The sequence below is a fragment of the Pseudomonas sp. JDS08PS003 genome (genome assembly GCF_045013505.1).
In the GTDB taxonomy this organism is placed as follows: Bacteria; Pseudomonadota; Gammaproteobacteria; order Pseudomonadales; family Pseudomonadaceae; genus Aquipseudomonas; species Aquipseudomonas protegens_B.
In genome coordinates this window covers 3,458,260-3,479,718 of sequence record NZ_CP120724.1, presented here as the reverse complement: position 1 = coordinate 3,479,718, position 21,459 = coordinate 3,458,260, and the positions used below count along the sequence as shown (strand labels likewise).

Genomic DNA, 21,459 nt, shown 5'->3' with positions numbered 1-21,459 from the left:
CGCCCCTGGGGGCAGATTTCTTTGAGAGAGGTTCCATATGAGTAGCGTCCAAGCCCTTCCTGTCACTCCGGTCCGTGTCCTGCGCAGCGAGGCCGAAGCCATCGCCGCCGCCCGGGAGATCGCCACGCAAATCGCCGCCATTGCCGCCGACAGTCAGGCCAACGGCCAGTTGCCCCGGCGTCAGGCCGAACTGCTGTCCACAAGCGGCCTGACTGCCATCGGCGTGCCCAAGGCCTTTGGCGGTCTGGGGGCCTCGGTGGCCACCATCGTCGAGACCGTGCGCCTGATCTCGGTGGCCGACGGCGGCGTCGGCCAGTTGCTGCAGATCCACAATGTGATGCTGCGGGGCATCTTCACTGGCTACCCGGAGGCGGTACGCGACCGCCTGATCAGCGATGTGCTGGCCGGCAAGCGCTTTGGCAACGCCCTGGCGGAAGTCGGCGGCAAGAACAAGTTTGCCCTCAAGACCCGCATCGAGCGCCGCGCCGACGGCAAGCTGATTCTCAATGGCAGCAAGTTCTACTCCACCGGCGCCTACCTGGCCGAGTGGATCTCCCTGACCGCCGCCAGTGAGGAAGGCGGTGCCGGGGTGCTGCTCAACCGCAACACCCCGGGCCTGACCCTGGTGGACGACTGGCACGCCTTCGGCCAGCAGAACTCGGTCAGCGGCACGGTGATCTTCGACAACATCGAACTGGACGAAGACTTCGTCTCGCCGCGCAAGGGGCCGATGAAGCGCACTGGTCTGACCTTTCCGCAGATCCTCCATGCGGCCATCGACACCGGGATCGCCGCCGGGGCTCTGGGAGCGGCGGTGGACTACCTGAAACAGCACGCCCGGCCCTGGGTGGAAAGCGGCGTCGACCACGCCAGCGAAGAGCCCCACATCATCAAGCAGATCGGCGAATACGCCGTGGCCCTGCGCGCCGCCGAATCCTTGCTGCGGGACGCCGCCCGAGTCTTCGATGAGCACGAACAGGACCCGGACAACAAGGAATTGCAGGACCAGTTGATCCTCTGCGTGGCCACCGCCCGCGCCCACTCCGACAGTGCCTCGCTGAAGATTTCCAGCGACATCTTCTCGCTGCTGGGGGCCAGTTCCTCCCTGAGCAAATGGAACCTCGACCGTTTCTGGCGCAACGCCCGGGTGCACACCACCCACGACCCGATCCGCTGGCGCCTGCATCACGTTGGCAACTACTACCTCAACGGCGTCGACCCGGGTGAATACACCGCCATCCTCAACGCCAAGGAACAACAGGGCGCAACTCGCCCGACCCCATAACCCACCCACTGCCACCCCTCTCGTAGGCGCTAGCTTGCCAGCGAAGGCGTCCTCAAGGCCGGCACAAGGCTCGGGGGCCTCTTCGCCGGCAAGCCGGCTCCTACAAAGAAGCACGCATCACCCAGCACCGTAGGAGCTGGCTTGCCAGCGAAGGCGTCCTCAAGGCCGGCACAAGGCTCGGGGCCTCTTCGCCGGCAAGCCGGCTCCTACGAAGAAGCACGCATCACCCAGCACCGTAGGAGCTGGCTTGCCAGCGAAGGCGTCCTCAAGACCGGCACAAGGCTCGATGGCCTCTTCGCCGGCAAGCCGGCTCCTACGGGGAGTGTCCGACTTTTTTGAATGAGCCCTGCATGATCAAAAAACACCCTCTCTTGCGCGCCTTGGCGATCTACCGGGAAATGCCCTGGCGCTTCGCTCTGGTGGCGCTGCTCTATATCGCGGTCAATCTGGGGCTGGTCTGGCAGCAGTGGCTGATCGGCCATGCCATCAACGATGTCAGCGCCGGACGCGCGGTGCAGCGTCTGGCGGACGGCAGTCTGGATGCCCGCCTCGGTTGGTACTGGTTGTGGCTGATGCTGGCGGTGGCCCTGGGCCGTGGCGCCTTGCAGTACGCCGCCAGCGTCTTGTCCCTGGTGCTCAGCCAGGAGCTGTTGACCCGCCTGCGCGAACGCATCCTGCAGCAGGTCCAGGGCTTGCACCTGGGCTACCACTGGCAGCACGGCATGGGCGAGATGATCACCCGGACCACCCGCGATGCGGACAAGGTCCGCGATGCCCTGATCAGCTTCTGGCGCCAAGTGGTGGAGACGCCCCTGGTGGTGCTGGCCACTGTCGGCCTGCTGAGCTGGTACAGCCCCTGGCTCGGCGTGGTGCCGCTGCTGCTGACGGCCTGCGGGCTGTGGATCTTCGTGCGCCAGACCGAGCATCTGGTGAGCCTCGACCGCGCCGTGGGTGCGGCCTACGACCGAGTCAACCAGGACCTCAGCGAAGGCATCGGCGGCGTGCGGGTAATCAAGTCCTTCGCCCTGGAGCACAGCCGTATCCAGGGCTTCGCCGCCCAGGTCGCGCTGTTCGCCGAACAGGCACGCCGGGCCCTGGCCTATTCCAGTTCGCGGATTCCTCTGCCCCAGGCGGTGGTCGCCCTCAGCCATGTGTGGGTGCTGGTGTACGGCGCCCATCAGGTGGCCGCCGGGTTACTGGGGATCGGCGAGCTGGTCAGCGCCCTGTTGATCGTCACCGCCCTGGTGTTTCGCATCGAAGGCATTGGCCGAGTGATGCAGACCTTCGCTGACGCCCGCTCCAGCGCCGAACGCATCTGGCACCTGCTGGATGAGCCGGCCGGCATTCGCAGCGGCACGGCCCTGCTGCCACTCACGCCCCTGGGGCTGAAGCTGGAAGAAGTCAGCGTCAGCGCTCCGGGCGGCGGCCGCAAGATTCTCGAGCACTGTTCCCTGACCCTGCAGCCCGGCGAGATCGTCGCCCTGGTCGGCGCCACCGGCACCGGCAAGAGCCTGCTGGCCAGCCTCCTGCCGCGCCTCACGGAAGTCGGCACAGGCCGCCTGCTGCTGGGTTGCGAACAGAGCGGCTGGCAGGACGTGCGCGACCTGGACCTGGACCAACTGCGGCGCCGGGTGCATGTGGTGCCCCAGGAAAGCTTCCTGTTTTCCGACACCCTGGCCGCCAACCTGCGCCTGACAGCCCCCGGCGCCAGTGATCAGCAACTGCGCCAAGGCCTGGCCCTGGCGGCTGCCGAAGATGTACTCGAACGCCTGCCCCGAGGCCTGAACAGCCGACTCGGCGATCGCGGGGTGACCCTGTCCGGCGGCCAGCGCCAGCGCCTGAGCCTGGCCCGGGCCCTGCTCGGCGAGCCGGACATCCTCTGCCTGGACGATGCCACCAGCGCCCTGGACGCCATCAGCGAACGCCAGGTGTTGCACAACATCCGCCAGCTACGCCGGGACCAGGGCCGGGCCACCACTCTGCTGGTGATCTCCAGCAAGCTCTCGACCATTCTCCTGGCGGACCGGGTACTGCTGCTCCAGGACGGGCGCATCAGCGCCAGCGGCCGTCACGCCGACCTTTTGAACTCCAACGCGCACTACCGCGATCTGCTGGGAATCGACCATGGCTAACCCAATCGCCGGCAAGGCCCTGAGCGACATCGAAATAGAAGAAATGCTCGCCAGGCAGGCCCTGGACCGCAGCATGTTTTCCCGCCTGCTGCCCCTGCTGCGACCGATTCGCGGGGCCATCCTGACGGTGATCGGCATCGAGCTGCTGCTGGTGTTCACCGTCTTTCTGCGGCCCTGGTTCGTCCGTGAACTGCTGGACCATGGGTTGGTGCTCGACCAGGGGCACTGGCTGCTGGACGAGTCGCTGCTGCTGTGGCTGGGACTGGGGCTGGCAGCCAGTTGGCTGGGGCGCTTTGTCCTCGCCGGGCTGTCACAGTTCGTCGCCGGCAGCGCGGCGATCCGGGTGCTCAACGACCTGCGGATCAAGGTCTTCGCCCATGTCCAGGCCCTGAGCATCAGCTACTTCGACCAGACTCGTGCCGGGCGGATCATTTCCCGCGCCGACCGCGACGTCGACAGCCTGGAGCCGCTGTTGATCCAGGGGCCACCGGAGCTGTTGGGTGCCCTGCTGCGCTGCGGGCTGGCCTCGGTGATGCTGTGGCGCATCGACCCGCGATTCTTCCTCAGCCTGGCGGCCACGGTGCCGCTGCTGGCAGTGGCGACCTGGGGATTCAAGCGCATCTCCCAGCGCAACTGGGCCAAGGTCGCGGAGAACCGCAGCCGTTTCACCGCGCACCTGGTGGAAAGCGTCAGCGGTGCGCGCATGCTCCAGCAATGTGGGCAGCAAGGGCGCAACTTGCAGCGCTATCGCGGCCTGCTGGAGGACTTCAATCAGGCGCTGATTCGCGGCAGCCTGCGCTCCAGCTGGTTCGCCCCGTTCACTGCCCTGCTCAGCTCAGCCGGCATGGCCGCGCTGTTGCTGGTGGGCGCCTTCGGCCTGGCCAGCGCCGAAGTCAGCGTGGGCCAGGTGGCGGAAAGCCTGTTCTACGTGTTTCTGTTTCTCGGCCCCTTGCAGGAGCTGTCCGACCTGTTCGAGCGCTACGCCACCGGCTCGGCCTCGGCCCAGCGGATCTTCCTGCTGCTCGATACCCGGCCCCAGGTCCTCGACCCGCACAAGCCACAGCCGTTGCCGCGTCCACGGGGCGACGTCAGCTTCGAACAGGTGCGCTTCGCCTATGACCCCAACAGCCCCACGCCAGTGATCCACAACCTGGACCTGAAGATCGAGGCCGGGGAAGTGCTGGCGCTCGTTGGCCCCTCGGGTCACGGCAAAAGCACCCTGGTGCAACTGCTGACGCGCTTCTACGACGTGCAAGGCGGTGCCGTGAAGCTCGACGGCGTGGACATCCGGCAATTGGCCCAGCATGAACTGCGCCGGGCCGTGGGCGTGGTGCTGCAGGACAATGTGCTGTTCAGTGGCAGCATTCTCGACAACCTGCGCCTGGCGGCTCCCGACGCCGATGACTCGACCCTGATTGCCGCGGCCCGGGAACTGGGGGCCGATGAAGTGCTGGAGCGCCTGCCGCACCAGTACCACAGCGAAGTCGGGCCCCTGGGCGGGCATTTGAGCCACGGCCAGCGCCAGCTGGTGTGCCTGGTGCGCGCCTACCTGGCCAACCCGGCGGTGCTGGTGCTGGACGAAGCCACCTCGGCGGTGGACATCCATACCGAGCGGCGTATCCAGCAGGCATTGCGCCGGCTGTGCCAGGGGCGCACGGCGATCATCATCGCCCACCGCCTGGCGACCATCCGCGACGCCGACCGGATTGCCGTGATCCGTCATGGCCGGCTGGTGGAACAGGGGCCGCACCGGCAACTGATACAACGCGACGGCGCCTACGCCGCGCTGTATCAGGCCTACCTGCGCAGCGCCGAGACCGCCCCGGCCTGACCACCCATAAGGACGACGCCGATCTTGCGCCAGCCGTAGGCGCTGACTTGCCAGCGAAGGCGTCCGCAAGGACAACACAGGGCTCAAGGGCCTCTTCGCCGGCAAGCCGGCTCCTACACGGGCAGCGTTGATATGGGGGGCGGCGTATCTGTTGCGCGCTCAGCAACCGCTGCTGACGGGGTGCTGCTACAGCAGCACTGGCCCTCGCCACAGTCTCTGGCATAGCCCCTCAAACCCCACGCCTGCGGCCTCTGCGGTCCATGGCATGGCCGTTGCAATCACCCCTGACAGGCGTCTTCGCATCCGCGCGGCGCAACGCGTTACTGAATCAGGAGCACCCATGAGCACTGAATTTTTCTGGCGCCTGCCGCTGGGCACCGACGGTCCGCAGTTGAGCACCGACAAACACAATCGCGGCAATCCCCAACACCGTCCCGGGCATATCGCCCCCGGGCGCTTGCCCAATGGCGAGGCCGACGGTTTCACCTACATCGACTACATCGCTCAGGTGGCCAAGGCCGCCGAGCTCGCAGGCTTCGAGGGCGCGTTGCTGCCCACCGGACCCGAGCCGTGGATCTCCGCCGCCGCTCTGGCCCGGGAAACCCGACGCATCAAGTTTCTGATCGCCTTCCAGGCCACCTGGACCCTGCCGGCCTATGCCGCCCAGCAGGCGGCGATCCTGCAGAACCTCAGCCACGGCCGCCTGGACTGGAACATCATCACCGGCGGCAATCCGGTCAGTCAGCGAGCCAATGGCGACTACCTGGAGCACGACCGGCGCTACCAGCGCACCGGCGAGTTCCTCGACATCATCCAGGGCCTATGGGAGAACGAGCGCTTCTCCTACGACGGCGATATCTATCAACTGGAGAACGGCGCCCTGCCCCCGGGCCTGCAACATGAACGCAAGCCCGGGGTGTATTTTTCCGGTTTCTCCGACGCGGCCCTGGATGTGGCGGCCAAGCATGCCGACGTCTACCTCAACTGGGCCGAGCCCATCGACCAGCTCAAACCGCATATCGAGCGGGTCCGGGAGCTGGCGGACAAGCAAGGGCGCACGGTGCGCTTCGGCCTGCGGGTCGATCTGTTCGCCCGGGAGACCGAGGAGCAGGCCTGGGCCGATCTGCGCCGGCAGTTCGACAAGCTCGAAGGCAAGAGCAGCCTGATTGCCAAGAACTTCACCAGCGGCTCCGATTCCGTGGGCGGCGCCCGGCAGACCGCCTATCACCAGAACATCGATCGCTTCGATGACCTGATCCTCGGCCCCAACCTCTGGGCCGGCTTCGCCAAGGCCAAGCCCGGCCCTACCGTGGGCCTGGTGGGCAGCCACCAGAACATCGCCGAGCGCCTGGTGGAGTACCGCGACGCCGGTTTCTCCACCTTCATCCTGGCCGGCAACCCGCATCTGGAAGAAGCCCTGCGCATCGGCCAGGAAGTGCTGCCCCTGGTGCATCAACGCCCCGTCGCCCAGGCGACGCCCTTGCAGGCGCGTGCCTGACGCCTTAAGGAGCCCGTTCATGTCTCATCCTCTGGATACCCTCTGGTACACCCGCTGCCCGGTCCCCACGGGCCTGGGCATCGCCGTGCAGCAAGGCTGGCTGCAGGACAGCCTCGGCGCCCTGGGCACCCAGGTGCAGTCGCTGCGCGAGTCCCTCGACCAGGCCGTGCGTGAATCCCACTTCGACCACAGCCTGCGCAACTCGGTGCGCCACGGCGGCAGCATCCCGGCCCTGTGGGCCCGGGCCCAGGGCCGGGAAACCCGGCTGATCGGCCTGTCCTGGGCCGACGAGGTGCAATTGATCCTGACCCGCGCCGACAGCGGCATTCACAGCATCAAGGAGCTCAAGGGCCGGCGTTTCGGCTTGCCCGACTGGGCCGCCGCGCAGATCGACTTCACCCGCGCCCAGGCCCTGCGCGGCCTGGAAAATGCCCTGAGCCTGGACGGCCTGCAAGTGGGCGACCTGCAACTGGTGAACTACCGCTACGGCGGTACCTTCAGCGACCCGCTGGTGCAAACCCTGGCTGACACCCCGGTCAGCGTCCAGCCCGCCAGCGGCCGCAACCTGGAACTGCAGGGCCTGTTGCGCGGCGAGGTCGATGCAATCTTTCTCAAGGGTGCCAGCGCCGCCCGTCATGCCCATGAATTCGGCCTGCGCACTTTGATCGACACGGGCGCCCACCCCGACCCGCTGATCCGCTGCAACAACGGCACGCCCCGTACCCTGACGGTGGACAGTCATCTGCTGGAGCAGCACTTCGACGTCGCCAGGGGCATTCTCGGCGCGGTGCTGCGGGCCGAAGACTGGGCCCACAGGCACCCGGAAGACACCCGCCGCTACCTGGCCCGGGAAACCAACAGCAGCGAGTACTGGGTCAGCGCCGCCTATGGCGATGACGCCCATCTGCGCTTGCGCACCGGCCTCGACGAACAGGCCATCGACGCCTTGCAGGACTTCAGCGCCTTCCTGCGGCGCTGGCGCTTCATCCCGCAACAGGTCGACGTGCGCCAATGGATCGACCGCCGGCCGCTGGATGCGTTGCTGGCCACCCCTACCGCTCTGGCCGGCTGACCGCGCCAGGTTTCATGGATTCGAACTGAAGACCCTTATGAGCAAACCACTCGATACCCTCTGGTACACCCACAGCCCGGTGCCCACCGGGCTCGGCATCGCGGTGCAGTCCGGGCGACTGGCGCAAGCCTTCCTGCCCTTCGGCACCAATATCCAGTCCCTGCGCGAATCCAGCGAACGCGAGGTGCGCGAGGCTCACTACGACCACCACCTGCAGAACTCGGTGCGCCACGGCGGCAACATCCCGGCCATCTGGGCCTATTCCAGCGGCGTGCAGACCCGGGTCCTGGGGCTGTCCTGGAGCGACGAGGTGCAGTTGATCCTGACCACCGCGGAAAGCGGCGTGAAGAGCATCCGCGACCTGAAGAACCGGCGTTTCGGCCTGCCGAAATGGGCCAACGTGCAGATTGACTTCACCCGCGCCCAGGCCCTGCGCGGGCTGGAGAACGCCCTCAAGCTTGAAGGCCTGGCGGTCAGCGACGTCGAACTAGTGGATTACCCCTACGGCGGCACCTACAGCGATGAGCAAAAACAACACCTGTACGGCTCCGAAGTCAGCCTCGGGGTGACCCGCTTCAGCCGGCGCAACAACGAACTGATCGGCCTGCTGCGGGGCGACATCGATGCGATCTTCCTCAAGGGCGCCCACGCCGTGCACCTGGCCAATGAGTTCGGCCTGCAAGTGGTGGTGGACACCGGCTCCCACCCCGATCCGCTGATCCGTTCCAACAACGGCACGCCACGGACCCTGACCGTGGACACCCACCTGCTGCGCGAGCACTTCGATGCCAGCGTGAAAATCGTCGACACCGTGCTGCGCACCGAACAGTGGGCCTGGGCCAATCCCGAAGAAACCCGGCGCTTTCTGGCCCGGGAACTGAACACCAGCGAATACTGGGTGGCGGCAGCCTATGGCGAGGACGCCCACCGGCGCCTGCGCACCACCCTGGATGCCCGCTCCATCGAAGCCCTGCAGGACTTCACCGATTTCCTGCACCGCTGGCAATTCATTCCCCGGCGTTTCGACGTGCGCGAATGGATCGACTTCAGCGTGCTGGAGACGGTCATCGGTTCCACCTCCCGAGTGGCGGTGTAACCCCGCCCCACTCCCCCGCACGAACTGACGGGGGACCTGCACATAACCACGGCACCACGCTCTGCGTAGGAGCTGGCTTGCCAGCGAAGGCGTCGGCTTAGGCGATGCATGTCTCACAGGCCTCTTCGCCGGCAAGCCGGCTCCTACACAAGCAGATGCACCGCGCGCCCCCCGTAGGAGCTGGCTTGCCAGCGAAGGCGTCGGCTTAGGCGATGCATGTCTCACGGGCCTCTTCGCCGGCAAGCCGGCTCCTACACAAGCAGATGCACCGCGCGCCCCCCGTAGGAGCTGGCTTGCCAGCGAAGGCGTCGGCTTAGGCGATGCATGTCTCACGGGCCTCTTCGCCGGCAAGCCGGCTCCTACACAAGCAGATGCACCGCGTCCCCCCGTAGGGTCGCGGTCGTTGCTGGTGTGGCAACAGTCGAGCGAGCAATCGGTGCTGCTCCAGCAGCACCAGCCAAGCAACTTCTGCTGAATCCTGCGCAGACTGTTTTACACCTTTGCATCGCAACGCTTCAGCCCCGCCAAACACCCTTCCAGAACATTCCATAAAATTATAATTAATCGTTATTTTTCAATACCTTGATCAAACTAACGCTTACCCAAAAAACCCTCTAAGCCTCTTGGCACGATCTCTGCTCTAGCCCTCTTAGCGAAACTTTAAATGGGGGAGTTCAACATGCATACGCTTAATCCGATCACCAAGAGTCTATGGCTGGCACTGGCCCTCACTGGAGGCACATTCAGCCAGGGGTTGCTGGCCGCTGAAACCACCGACACCGACACCACCAGGAACAGCACCGAACCCGCCTTGAAGACGGTGACCGTCACGGCCCAGCACCGGGAGGAAACCCTGCAAGAGGTTCCGGTGGCAGTGTCGGCAGTCCAGGGCACCAGCCTGGTGACCGACGGGGTACGCAATATGGGGGACATCACCACCTTCATCCCCAATGCCTCGGCCAAGAACCCCGACGGCGACGGCCGCCCGCGCTGGTACATCCGCGGCCTGGGCACCGGTGATACCGGGGCGGCCACGGTGTTCCCGGTGGGCATCTACGCCGATGACGTCTACCTCAACGCGCCGATCGCCGGCGGCGGGCCGCTGTTCGACCTGGAGCGCATCGAGATTCTGCGCGGCCCCCAGGGCACCCTGTACGGCAAGAACACCACCGCCGGTGCGGTCAACGTGATATCCAAGAAGCCGACCTTCGACACCGACGGCTACGGCACCCTGGGCATCGGCAGCAAGAGCGAACGCATCCTCAATGGCGCCATCGGCGGCGCCCTGGTGGATGACCGGCTGGCGGCGCGGCTGTCGCTGTATTCGGAAGAGCGTGACGGCTTCCAGAAGAACCTCACCGATGACCACAGCTACGGCGACGTCGACAAGAAAGCCGTGCGCCTGCAGTTCCTGGCCAAGCTCAACCCGGACCTGGACGCCCTGCTGAAGATCCACGCCCGGGAATACAAGGGCGACGGCAGCAACGGCTCGCTGCCGGTGGGCCGCTACTACAACGTCGGCTATCAACGGCCCAACGGGCGCAATATCGCCCTCAACGTCAACGAGGACGCCAAGCTTGATCACGACGGTACGTCCCTGACCCTGAACTGGCGCCTGGGGGACTACACCCTGACCTCCATCAGCGCCTACGATTACATTCGCGGGCAGTCCACCAGCGATGCCGACTACACCCCCTACGAGGTCAACGGTGCGGCCATCAGCGACAACCGCTACAACCAGTACTCTCAGGAACTGCGCCTGGCCTCGCCACAGCAGGAAACCCTGCGCTGGCTGGCAGGGGTGCACTACTTCCATGAAGACCTGGACAGCTCGGCCAAGCGCCTCATCACCCCGGGGCCCACGCCCAACGGCACCGGTTCCAACCAGACCGGCGGCGCCACCGACTTTCGCGACCTCAACTACCAGCACAGCACCGACAGCTACGCGCTGTTCGGCAACCTGACCTACGACTTCACCGACGATTTCACCGTGACCGGCGGCCTGCGCTGGACCCAGGAAAAGAAAGACATCGACCTGGACCTGACCCAACTCACCCGGGCCACGGCCAACGGCCCGCTGATTCCCCTGGGCGCCGCCGGCAGCAACGGCAGCCGCGACGAGAGCAAGACCTGGGAAGCCTGGACCTACGATCTGACCCCGGAATACCGGATCAACGACAACGTCCGGGTGTTCTTCCGCTACGCCCACGGCTTCCGTTCCGGGGGCTTCAATACCGGGCTCTCCACCAGCCTGGCGCAATTGACCACGGTGGACCCGGAGAAACTCGACGCCTACGAAATCGGCCTCAAGTCGGAATGGTTCAACCACCGCCTGACGGCCAACGCCAACGTCTTCTACTACGACTACTCGGACATCCAGGTGAACCTGTTGACGGTCAACAACGGCGTGCTCACCACCGCCCTGACCAACGGCGCCAAGGGCAAGGTCAAGGGCGCCGAGCTGGAGCTCGAAGGCCAGCCCACCGACTACCTGCACTTGCGGGCGGCGATCTCGTTCCTGGATACCGAATACACCGACTTCAAGAACACCAACCCCAACACCGGCGCGGTCACCGGCGACTACAGCGGCAACAGCTTCGTGCGCTCGCCGCGCAACGTGGTGTCCCTGGGGGCCGACTACACCATTCCCCTGGAAATCGGCGGCAAGCTGGTGGCCGGCGGCGACCTGAGTTTCCGTGACAAGGAATACTTCCTCGCCGACCGCCAGAGCAGCGCCGACAAGACCCTGAGCCAGCCCCACTACACCCTGGCCAACACCCGCCTGACCTGGTTCAGCCCGGATGAAAAGCTCAGCGTCACCGGCTTCGTCAACAACCTCACCGACCGCCGCTACCAGGTCCATGGCCGGCCCAATGGCACCCTGGGGCAATACGTCATCACCTACGGCGACCCGCGCACCGTGGGCCTGAGCGTCACCAGCCGCTTCTGAGCCCCGCGGCGAGCCCCCGAACCCTGATTTCCGGGCTGCCGGTATCGCTAACCACCGCCCACCCCCACCGTGCAGGAGCCGGCTTGCCGGCGAAAAGGCCCGCAAGCCTTGCGCCGTCCATGACGACGCCTTCGCTGGCAAGCCAGCGCCTACCGGGGCGGACAACCCGAACCCTGATTTCCGGGCTGCCGGTATCGCTAACCACCGCCCACCCCCACCGTGCAGGAGCCGGCTTGTCGGCGAAGAGGCCCGCAAGCCTTGTGCCGTCCATGACGACGCCTTCGCTGGCAAGCCAGCTCCCACGGGCCGGTTGGGGTCATCCATTTCAGAAGGAATCCGCAGATGTTCCATCGCAATCCGTTGGCCGGCGCCGTGGCGCTGGTCGTCGGCAGCCTTGCCGTGCCCGCGTTCGCTGCCCAGACCTCAAGCAATGCCCCCGGCGCCAGCGCCGATCACCTGGATACCGTAGTGGTCCTGGGCACCCGCCGCAGTGACGTTACTGCGCTGCAAAGCGCCGCGCCGGTGGACGTGCTGTCCGCCCAGCAGTTGCAGCAGACCGGCGCCAGTGACCTGTCCGGTGCCCTCACCGCCCTGTCGCCTTCGTTCAGTTACCCGCAGTCGCCCCAGGGCGCCTTCGCCGGCTCCATCGCCCAGGGCGCCTCCCTGCGCGGCCTGGCGTCGGACCAGGTGCTGGTGCTGGTCAACGGCAAACGCCGCCACACCAGCGCCAACGTCACCCGCCAGAGCCTGGTCAACGGCCGGGGCGCCGCCGCGGTGGACTTGAGCCTGATCCCCCTGAGTGCCATCGAGCGGGTGGAGATCCTGCGCGACGGCGCGGCGGCGCAATACGGCTCCGACGCCATCGCCGGGGTGATCAATATCGTGCTCAAGGAAAAGGACGACGGCGGCAGCATCGGCTATCGCTTCGGCGGCTACGACAAGGGCGACGGCCTGCAACGCAAGCTCAGCGGCTGGAAAGGCTTCAGCCTGCCCAACGATGGTTTCCTGACTTTGAGTTTCGACGCCGGCAGCCAGGACCCGGCCAGTGACACCAACCCCGACAACCGGATCTTCTATCCCGGTTCCACCAGCACCAACACCCCCCGGGAGCAGAACAACCGCTACCGCACCTGGCGCTGGGGGGCGGGCAATGTCTCGGACCAGTACAACTTTGCCGCCAACAGCGAGTTCGGCCTGAGCGAGGGCCTGACCGCCTACGGTTTTGCCACCTATTCCCACAAGAACACCGACGCCGAAGGCTTCTTCGACCCGCCTACCACCTTGCGCAACAACTACGGCAGCACGGCCCTGCAACGCTACCCCGACGGCCGCCTGCCGATCACCCGCTACGCGCTGGAGGACTATGCCCTGACCGGCGGGCTGCGCTACGAGGACGAACGCCTGGGCAAGTTCGATCTGGCGCTGAACCACGGTGACAACAGCCTCAAGTCCGCCGACCGCAACGCCATCAACCCCAGCTGGGGCGACGCCAGCCCGGCGAAGATCTACACCGGCAAGCGCGAGGCCGACCAGACCAACCTGACCCTGGACTGGGTGCGGGACTTCCCCACCGACCTGCTGTTCAAGCCCCTGACCCTGTCGGCGGGCCTGGCCTGGCGCCAGGAGAACTATGAGCTCAGCGCCGGCGAGGCCGCAGGCTGGCAGAACGGGCCGCTGTTCAATACCGTCGACCCGATCACCGGCCGACGCATTCCCGGCTACTACTCGGGCATCACCCAGGTCGACGCCGCCTCTCTGGAGCGCAAGGTCTGGGGCGCCTATATCGACGTCGAAGGCCAGATCACCGAGAAGTTCCAGGCCGGGGTCGCGGTGCGCACCGAGCACTACTCGGATTTTGGCGACACCACCAACGGCAAGCTGTCGCTGCGCTACGACTTCACCCCGCAGCTCGCGGCTCGGGCCACTGCCAGTACCGGCTACCGAGCGCCGTCCCTGGTGCAAAGTGGGCTGTCCTCGTTCAGCGTGCAGGTGGTGGAGCAACCGCCGGGCAGCGGCAACTACGTCGAAGTGCAACAACGCACCCTGCGCGCCGACAGCCCGCAAGCCAAGCTGCTGGGGGGCAAGGCACTCAAGCCCGAAGAGTCCACCAACTACTCCCTGGGCCTGGTCTGGCGGCCCCTGGCCAACGCTTCGGTGACCCTGGATGCGTACCGGATCAACATCGACAACCGCATCACCCTGTCCGACCAGTTGCCGGCCTCGGTGGTTACGCCGATCTTTGCCGGCACCCCTTACGCCAACATCCAGAGCGCTGCCTTCTACACCAACGTCGCCGACACCCGCACCGATGGTGTCGAGCTGACCGGCAACTACCAACTGGACCTGCAGCAATGGGGGCGTCTGAACCTGTCCAGCGGTTACAGCCAGAACAACACCAGGATCACCGCCCTGCGGGACGTGGGCAACATCGCCGGCTCACAGATTGTCGGTCGCACCACCCAGGGCCTGATCGAGGACGGCACACCGAAGAACAAGCTGACCCTGAGCGCCAACTGGCTGTATGACAGCTGGGGCCTGACCCTGGCCCAGCGCCGCTACGGGCAATGGAAAAGCCTCAATGCCAGCAACCCGACCCTGGACCAGACCTACAGTGCGCAATGGGTCACTGACCTGGACATTTCCTATAGCTTCGACAAGTCGCTGAAGCTGTCCGTGGGGGCCATCAACCTGTTCGATACCCACCCGGACAAGGCCTCCGGGGCGCAGTTGTATGGCGTGCCGAAATACTCCATCACCAGCCCCGAGGGGGCTCAGGGCGCGTTCTACTACACCAGCATCAGTTACGACTTCTGATGCCCGACTGCTGCTGGGGTGCTGCCCTGGCAGCAGTGGCTGCTGCCCAGGCATCACAATGTAGGAACCGGCTTGCCGACGAAGAGGCCCTCAAGCCGTACAGCGCCTGGGGCGACGCCTTCGCTGGCAAGCCAGCTCCTACAGCCGTCAGATAGACCCTGCAGTTCCCCCGTAGGAGCCGGCTTGCCGGCGAAGAGGCCCGCAAGCCATGCAGCGCCTGGGGCAACGCCTTCGCTGGCAAGCCAGCTCCTACAGCCGTCAGATAGACCGTGCCGTGCCCCGTAGGAGCCGGCTTGCCGACGAAGAGGCCCTCAAGCCATACAGCGCCTGGGGCGACGCCTTCGCTGGCAAGCCAGCTCCTACAAAGGCGGGATGGCACAGGTCTTGCGACAGGCATCGGGTACTTCGCCGATATAAGACCTGCCATGGCTCATTCCTTGCGCTACACGTTCACTTCCCTGTCCTGGCTGATCTCGCCCCTGGCCCTGTTGCTGCTCTGGACCCTGGTGGCCGACGCCGGGATCTTTCCGCGCAATCTGCTGGTGCCACCGGCCCAGGTGCTGCAGACCTTCGAGGCGCTGCTAGCCAGTGGCGAACTGTGGGAACACTTGCACAACAGCCTGTCCCGCCTGGGCCTGGGCTTTGCCCTGGGGGCCCTCGGGGGCCTGGTGTTCGGGGTGTTGATGGCGCTGTCCAAGAGCGTCGAGGCCTATTGCGCGCCGCTGTTCCATACCCTGCGGCAGATCCCCAGCATCGCCCTGATCCCGATGTTCGTGCTGCTGCTGGGCATCGATGAAACCTTCAAGATCGTCATCGTCGCCAAGACCGCGTTCTTCCCGGTGGCCCTGGCCGCCAGTGAGGGGGTCAAGGCCATTCCCCGCAGTTACTTCGAGGTGGCCGAGGTCTACCGCCTGCGCTGGCCGACCCTGGTGCGTGAAATCGCCCTGCCCGCCGCGGCGCCGCCGATCATCACCGGGCTGCGCATCAGCCTGACCCGGGCCTGGGTGGTGCTGGTGGCCACCGAGTTGCTGGCCGCCGACAGCGGCCTGGGACAGATGATCGAAATGGCCCGGCAGATGCTGCGCATCGACGTGGTGATGGTGGGGATTCTGGTCACCGGCGTGATCGGCTTTGCCCTGGACTTTTCCTTCCGCCGCCTGGAGCAGCGTGTGCTGCGCTGGCAGACCCGTTAGGAGCCCCCGCATGACCTCTTTAATAGCCAAGTTTCGCGGCCTGTTGCTGCCCCTGTTGCTGATCGGCGGCTGGGAGTACCTGTCCCGCCAAGACGCTGCCGGGGCCTATGCCTTTGTGCCGCTCGCCACCATCGGCAGTGCCTTGCTGGAACTGCTGGGCAACGGTGAGTTGCTGGTCAATCTGCTGGCCAGTCTGGGACGGGCCAGTGGCGGCCTGCTGCTGGGCACGCTGTGGGGCGTGCTGCTGGGCGCCCTGATGGCTCAGTCGACCCTGGTCAACCGCCTGGTCGGGCCGCTGTTTCACGCCCTGCGCCAGGTACCGATGCTGGGCTGGATTCCACTGATCGCCATGTGGTTCGGCAACGGCGAGTTCTCCAAGATGCTGATCGTCAGCCTGGCGGCCTTCTACCCGATGGTGCTCAACACCTACCAGGGTTTCAGCCAGGTGGAGATCCGCTACCGCGAAGTGGGCCAGGTGCTGGTGCTGGGACCCTGGCAACGGCTGCGGCATATCCTGCTGCCCGCGGCCCTGCCCAGTATTGCCACCGGCCTGCTGCAGGCCCTGGCCTTCGCCTGGGTCACGGCGGTGGGCAGCGAACTGTTCCTGTCCTCCGGCGCCGGCCTGGGCAACCTGATGATGAATGCCGAGGCTGGCTCGCGCATGGAAGTGATCGTGCTCTGCGTGCTGTGCATCGGCCTGTGCGGCTACCTGATGACCCTGCTGCTGACCCTTCTGAGCCGCCGCCTGCTGCGCTGGCGGCCAACCCGTTAAGGCCTCTCCCATGAATGCAATCGCCCAACACGCCCCACTGCAAAGCCGCCAGCAACAGTCCGGCGCCCTTGAAATCCGCGGCTTGAGCAAGCGCTACCAGATCCAGGGCCAGTCCCTGCCGGTGCTGCAAGGGATCGACCTTGCCGTGCGCCCCGGTGAGTTCATCAGCATTGTCGGCGCCAGCGGCTGCGGCAAATCCACCTTGCTGCGGCTGATCGTCGGCCTGGAAGGCGACTACCAGGGCCAGATGCTCCTGGACGGCAAGCCGGTGACCGGCACCAGCCTGGAGCGCGGCATCGTGTTCCAGGATCACCGACTGTTTCCCTGGATGACCCTGACCCAGAACATTGCCCTGGCGCTGAAGAATCACCCCCTGTCCGAGGCCGAGAAACAGCAGCGGGTGGCCGAGCATATCGCCCTGGTCAACCTGCAAGGCTTCGAGCAGGCCTATCCCCATCAACTGTCCGGCGGCATGGCGCAACGGGGCGCCATCGCCCGTGCCTTGATCAACCAGCCCAAGGTGCTGTTGCTGGATGAGCCCCTGGGAGCCCTGGATGCCTTGACCCGGGTGCGTTTGCAGCATGAGCTGCAACGGATCTGGGTGCAGCAGCGCTGCACGGTGATCATGGTCACCCATGACATTGAAGAAGCGCTGTACCTGGGGGATCGGGTGATCGTGATGGACGCGCACCCGGGGCGGATCAAGCATGAGATTCGGGTCGACCTGCCCCATCCGCGGGACCGCAGCTCAGCGGTGCTGCAAGGCTACAAGGAGCAATTGCTGGAGGAATTGGTCGGGCATTGATTATCGGGCTAGCGCCGCGATTACGTGGGCGCCGTAGGCGCTGGCTTGCCAGCGAAGGCGTCGGCCAGAGCGGTGCAAGGCTGCGGGCCTCTTCGCCGGCAAGCCGGCTCCTACAAGGGGAGCCGGGGTTGCGCCGGCAATACGGGGGGTCAGGCGTGGGACCAGCGTCGGTGCAGGGCGCGGGCGCAGGCGTCGAGGGCAAATCCGAGGACGCCGATCAGCAGCACCATGGCCATCAGTTCCGAGTAGGCCAGGCGATCCCGGGTGTCGAGGATGAAGTAGCCCAGGCCAGCGCTGACACCGAGCATTTCGCAGGGCACCAGGACGATCCAGAGGATGCCGATGGACAGTCGCACCCCGGTCAGCACATGCCCCACCACGCCCGGCAAGATCACCTTGCGCAGGGTTTCCCAACGGGTGGCGCTGAGGCTGCGGCTCAGTTGCAGCCAGCGCGGGTCCAGTTGGCGCACACCGGCCGCGGTATTGAGCAGGATCGGCCACAGGGCGGCGAACGCCAGGAGGAAGTAGATCGGTTGGTCCCCTACCCCCATCAGCATCACCACCACGGGCATCCAGGACAGCGGTGAAATCATCCGCAAGAACTGGAACGCCGGGGTGGTGGCCGCCTCCAGGTGCCGGTAGCTGCCCACCAGCAGACCCAGGGGCACGCCGATCAGCAAGGCCAGGAGCAGGCCCACGAGGATGCGCTTGAGGCTCACTGCAATGTGTTCATACAGCTCGGCGCGACCCAGCAGCTCCAGCAGGCTGGCGAAGGTCGCTTCGGGTGAGAAGCGTGCGGCGAGCCCGCCGCCGCCGCCCAGCAGATGCACCCCCAGCCACCAGCCCAGCAACAGGCTCGACAGCCCCGCCAGGCCCAGGCCCCAGTGACTCAGTGCCGAAGGTTGCTTGTCCATCAGAGACCAAACTCCTCGCTGCGCTCAAAACTCTCCGCCAGGCCGAAGGCCTTGAGCCCGCCCACCGAAGCAATGGCGTTGCGCACGAAGCGCTCGTCCACCAGATCCTGGGCGGTGTGCGCCGGGTCGAGGCCGGCGAGAAAGCCCTTGTCGCCCTCGATCAGGGTGTCCTTGAGGCGCTTGACCAGCTCTTGGGTATAGCTGGGGAACGGATACGGCTGGAAGTCGATGCGCGACTCGTCCCAGTGGCTGTGCTGGATCGCGCCGCTGGCCAGGTAGGCCTCGCGGTCGCTGGCCGCCGGCGCCAGCACCCGCTTGAGCACTTGCGGCGCATGGGGCGTGTAGCGGTTGCTGCCGTCCTTGGACAGCAGTTGCGCCGCCTCGGCGCGGTGATCCCGGGTCCAGAGCTGGGCCTTGACGATGGCGTTGACCACTTTCTGCGACCACTCGGGGCGGTTGTTCAGGTCATGCTCGTGCATGAATACCACGCAGCAGGCGTGGTTGCGCCAGACATCCCCGGTGAAGCGCTGCACCCGGCCGACCTTGAGTTCCTCGGCCAGGGCATTGAAGGGCTCGGCGACGATGTAGCCGGCAATGCGTTTGCTGGCCAGGGCCGGAGGCATGTCCGAGGGCGGCAGCACCAGCAGGTTGACCTCGTTGGCGCCCAGGGTGCTGCCGGCGGCCTTGCTCACCGGCACCAGGCCGTTGTCGCGAAACAGTTGCTGCACCACCACGTTGTGGATCGAGTACCAGAACGGAATCGCCACCGACTGCCCCGCCAGTTGCTTGACCTCGGTAATGCCCGGGGCCACGGTCAGGCCGGAACCGCCGACGTGGTTCCAGGCCACCACCTTGGCCGGCACCCGGCTGCCGTAGCGGGCCCAGACGGTCATCGGCGACAGCAGGTGGATCACGTTGACCTGCCCGGAAATGAACGCCTCGATCACCTGGGCCCAGCTGCGCAGCAGCACCGGGCGTTCGGCCTGGATGCCCTCGGCCTCGAACAGGCCGTTGTTATGGGCCACCAGCAAGGGCGTGGCGTCGGTGATCGGCAGGTAGCCGATGCGTACCGGCGCATCCGGCTCCTGGGCGGCGCGGGCGTGCAGGCTGTTGAGCAGCGGCAAGGCGCCGCCGGCGGTCAGCAGCGCGCTGAGTTTGAGGAAGTCACGACGCGTGTGAGTGAAGTCGTCCAGGCACATGGTCAATCTCCGACGGTGCAGGCAATGGGGAATTAAGGGGATTGCGGCTCGCCCGCCGAAGGGTTTTGAGAATCTCGATACGCAGGGCGCCCAGTTCCTCGATCCGCTCGGCACGGGGCGCCGGCAGGTCGATGTGCCACTGGCCGAGGGTGCGCGCCGGGCTGTTACCCAGTAGCAGCACCCGATCGGACAACAGCAGGGCTTCGTCGATGTCGTGGGTGATCAGCAACGCGGCCGTGCGCTGTTCGCCGATCACCTTGAGCAGCAGTTGCTGCATGTCGGCCCGGGTCACCTCGTCCAGGGCGCCGAAGGGTTCGTCCAACAGCAAGACTTGCGGATGCCGGGCCAGGCAGCGGGCCAGTGCGGTGCGCTGGGCCATGCCGCCGGAGAGCTGGGCCGGATACTGCCGACGAGCGTGGTCCAGGCCAACGGCGCTGATGGCGTGGTCGATACGGGCCTGGCGCTGCCCCTGGCTCAGGTGCGGCTGGCGAGCAAAATCCAGGCCGAAGGCGACGTTGTGCTCCAGGGTCAACCAGGGCAACAGACTGGGGTCCTGGAAGGCCACCGCGACCCGAGGGTGAGGTCCGCTGAGCACTTCTCCCAACAGGCTGACCTGCCCCTTGTGGGGCTGCTGCAGGCCGGCCAGGACCCGCAACAGGCTGGACTTGCCGACCCCGCTGGGGCCGAGGATCGACACCACTTCGCCGGCTTGCAGTTGCAGCTCGAAGTCTTCCAGCACCGTGTGCCAGCCCTCGGCCCCGGGATAGCCCAGGCTGATGCTCTGTGCGTTCAACAACGGGCTCATGCTGCGTTGCGCGCCTGGCGCTGCAGTTCGGCACGCAATTGCACCAGGCTTGGCGTGACGATGGGCACAAAGGCCGACTCGCGCCAGCGCCGGGCAAAGCCGCTGCCGAATTCGTTGAGGTAGGCCTTGCCGCCACTGGCCTGCAACTCCAGTTGCACGGCGTTGGCAGTGGCCTCGGCCAAGGCGATGCGCACCCGGAACAGCGCTCCGGGCTGGGTCAGGAAGCGCCCGTCGAGCAGACCGCTCTTGAGCTCGGCAACGGTCTGTTCCAGGTGCTGGCGCTGCTCGTGCAACGGCTCCATGAGGATCGAGCGGGCGCCCTGGACATGGTTTTGCACTTCGCTAAGAGCCCGGCGCGCCAGGCCGATGGCCAGGGCACATTGCAGACCGAGAAAGGCCGGGCGCACGGCCGGCAGGAATACCCGGGCGTCCTCGTGCAGCAGCCAATCTCGCGGGACCTGCACCTGGCTCAAGTCCAGGGCTGCAGTGTTGCTCGACTGCAGGCCCATCAGTTGCAGATCGTCGGAGCGCTGCAGCCCTGGCAAGGCGTCGGGAATCGCCAGAATAAAGGGCGCACCGCCCTCCTCGTGCTCGATGGCCGCCGCCACCACGAAACCGCTCTTGCGCAGGTTGGTGACCCAGTGCAGGCGGCCGTTGAGGCTCCAGCCCTGGCCCTGGTCCCGGGCCTTGACTTGCAGCGCCTCGATCCCGGACAGGAACTTCATGGCGTTGGACAGCCCGGTGGCTCCGGCCAGCTCGCCACTGAGCAGCGATGGCAGCAAGCGCTCACGCAGCGCCTGGTTGGGACTGTGCAGCAGGTATTCGATAAAGGCCCGCTGGCCCCAGAACACAAAGGCGGCCGCCAGGGAGTGACTGGCCACCGCGGCCATGACTTCCAGGGCATCGGTCAATTCACCGCCGCTGCCCCCCTGCTCCTGGCCGATGCCGACCCGCAGCACATCGGCCCCGGCCAGTCGGGCGAGTACCTGCTGGGGATCGCAGTGACCCTGGTCCAGCGCCTGGGCCTGGGCATCCAGCCATTCACTCAAGTGTGCACTGAGCATGTGGTTTTCTCCTTGAAGGGGCGCCGTTG

15 protein-coding genes are annotated in these 21,459 nt (G+C 66.1%); 11 read left to right on the top strand and 4 right to left on the bottom strand.

Going from position 1 to position 21,459, the window contains the following annotated elements; translation table 11 throughout:
- Positions 1–37 precede the first annotated feature (37 nt).
- The 11 genes from P7C00_RS15690 to P7C00_RS15640 all read left to right on the top strand — a co-directional run bounded on the left by P7C00_RS15690 (position 38) and on the right by P7C00_RS15640 (position 17,448).
- Positions 38–1,285, top strand: coding sequence for an acyl-CoA dehydrogenase family protein (locus tag P7C00_RS15690; RefSeq protein WP_346632904.1), 1,248 nt, complete (start codon positions 38–40; stop codon positions 1,283–1,285).
- A gap of 350 nt (positions 1,286–1,635) precedes the next feature.
- The gene (locus P7C00_RS15685; protein WP_404939825.1) at positions 1,636–3,417 is read left to right on the top strand and encodes an ABC transporter ATP-binding protein; all 1,782 of its coding nucleotides are present in this window, start codon (positions 1,636–1,638) and stop codon (positions 3,415–3,417) included.
- Complete coding sequence (locus P7C00_RS15680; protein ID WP_404939823.1) at positions 3,410–5,248, top strand: ABC transporter ATP-binding protein; 1,839 nt, start codon at positions 3,410–3,412, stop codon at positions 5,246–5,248. The genes P7C00_RS15685 and P7C00_RS15680 overlap by 8 nt, the downstream gene beginning before the upstream one ends.
- Positions 5,249–5,588: 340 nt before the next feature.
- Complete coding sequence (locus tag P7C00_RS15675) at positions 5,589–6,746, top strand: LLM class flavin-dependent oxidoreductase (RefSeq protein WP_404939821.1); 1,158 nt, start codon at positions 5,589–5,591, stop codon at positions 6,744–6,746.
- A 19-nt stretch (positions 6,747–6,765) separates the two neighbouring features.
- Positions 6,766–7,818 (top strand): ABC transporter substrate-binding protein, encoded by a 1,053-nt coding sequence (locus P7C00_RS15670; protein WP_346632901.1) that lies wholly within the window; start codon positions 6,766–6,768, stop codon positions 7,816–7,818.
- A 37-nt stretch (positions 7,819–7,855) separates the two neighbouring features.
- Positions 7,856–8,914, top strand: coding sequence for an ABC transporter substrate-binding protein (locus tag P7C00_RS15665; protein WP_123727342.1), 1,059 nt, complete (start codon positions 7,856–7,858; stop codon positions 8,912–8,914).
- A gap of 679 nt (positions 8,915–9,593) precedes the next feature.
- Entirely contained in the window at positions 9,594–11,864 is a 2,271-nt protein-coding gene (locus tag P7C00_RS15660) for a TonB-dependent receptor (RefSeq protein ID WP_346632900.1), read from the top strand.
- A gap of 342 nt (positions 11,865–12,206) precedes the next feature.
- Entirely contained in the window at positions 12,207–14,678 is a 2,472-nt protein-coding gene (locus tag P7C00_RS15655; RefSeq protein ID WP_346632899.1) for a TonB-dependent receptor, read from the top strand.
- Between the two features lie 425 nt (positions 14,679–15,103).
- Positions 15,104–15,871: an ABC transporter permease gene (locus P7C00_RS15650; RefSeq protein ID WP_404939819.1), complete on the top strand. Its 768-nt coding sequence runs from the start codon at positions 15,104–15,106 to the stop codon at positions 15,869–15,871.
- A gap of 10 nt (positions 15,872–15,881) precedes the next feature.
- Positions 15,882–16,643: an ABC transporter permease subunit gene (locus P7C00_RS15645; protein WP_346632897.1), complete on the top strand. Its 762-nt coding sequence runs from the start codon at positions 15,882–15,884 to the stop codon at positions 16,641–16,643.
- A gap of 10 nt (positions 16,644–16,653) precedes the next feature.
- Positions 16,654–17,448 carry an ABC transporter ATP-binding protein gene (locus P7C00_RS15640; protein ID WP_346632896.1) on the top strand — a complete coding sequence of 265 codons (795 nt, stop codon included), beginning with the start codon at positions 16,654–16,656 and terminating at the stop codon, positions 17,446–17,448.
- A gap of 149 nt (positions 17,449–17,597) precedes the next feature.
- On the opposite strand, the gene P7C00_RS15635 is transcribed toward P7C00_RS15640, so the two are convergent.
- From P7C00_RS15635 to P7C00_RS15620, 4 genes are read right to left on the bottom strand one after another with little or no spacing between them, the layout of a single operon-like run.
- Positions 17,598–18,362: an ABC transporter permease gene (locus P7C00_RS15635; RefSeq protein WP_404939817.1), complete on the bottom strand. Its 765-nt coding sequence runs from the start codon at positions 18,360–18,362 to the stop codon at positions 17,598–17,600.
- Positions 18,362–19,561: an ABC transporter substrate-binding protein gene (locus P7C00_RS15630; protein WP_346632894.1), complete on the bottom strand. Its 1,200-nt coding sequence runs from the start codon at positions 19,559–19,561 to the stop codon at positions 18,362–18,364. Before P7C00_RS15630 ends, P7C00_RS15635 begins: the two co-directional genes overlap by 1 nt.
- The gene (locus tag P7C00_RS15625) at positions 19,527–20,366 is read right to left on the bottom strand and encodes an ABC transporter ATP-binding protein (RefSeq protein ID WP_346632893.1); all 840 of its coding nucleotides are present in this window, start codon (positions 20,364–20,366) and stop codon (positions 19,527–19,529) included. The genes P7C00_RS15630 and P7C00_RS15625 overlap by 35 nt, the downstream gene beginning before the upstream one ends.
- Positions 20,363–21,430, bottom strand: a complete 1,068-nt coding sequence (locus tag P7C00_RS15620) for an acyl-CoA dehydrogenase family protein (RefSeq protein WP_404939815.1) — start codon at positions 21,428–21,430, stop codon at positions 20,363–20,365. The genes P7C00_RS15625 and P7C00_RS15620 overlap by 4 nt, the downstream gene beginning before the upstream one ends.
- Between the last annotated feature and the right edge of the window lie 29 nt (positions 21,431–21,459).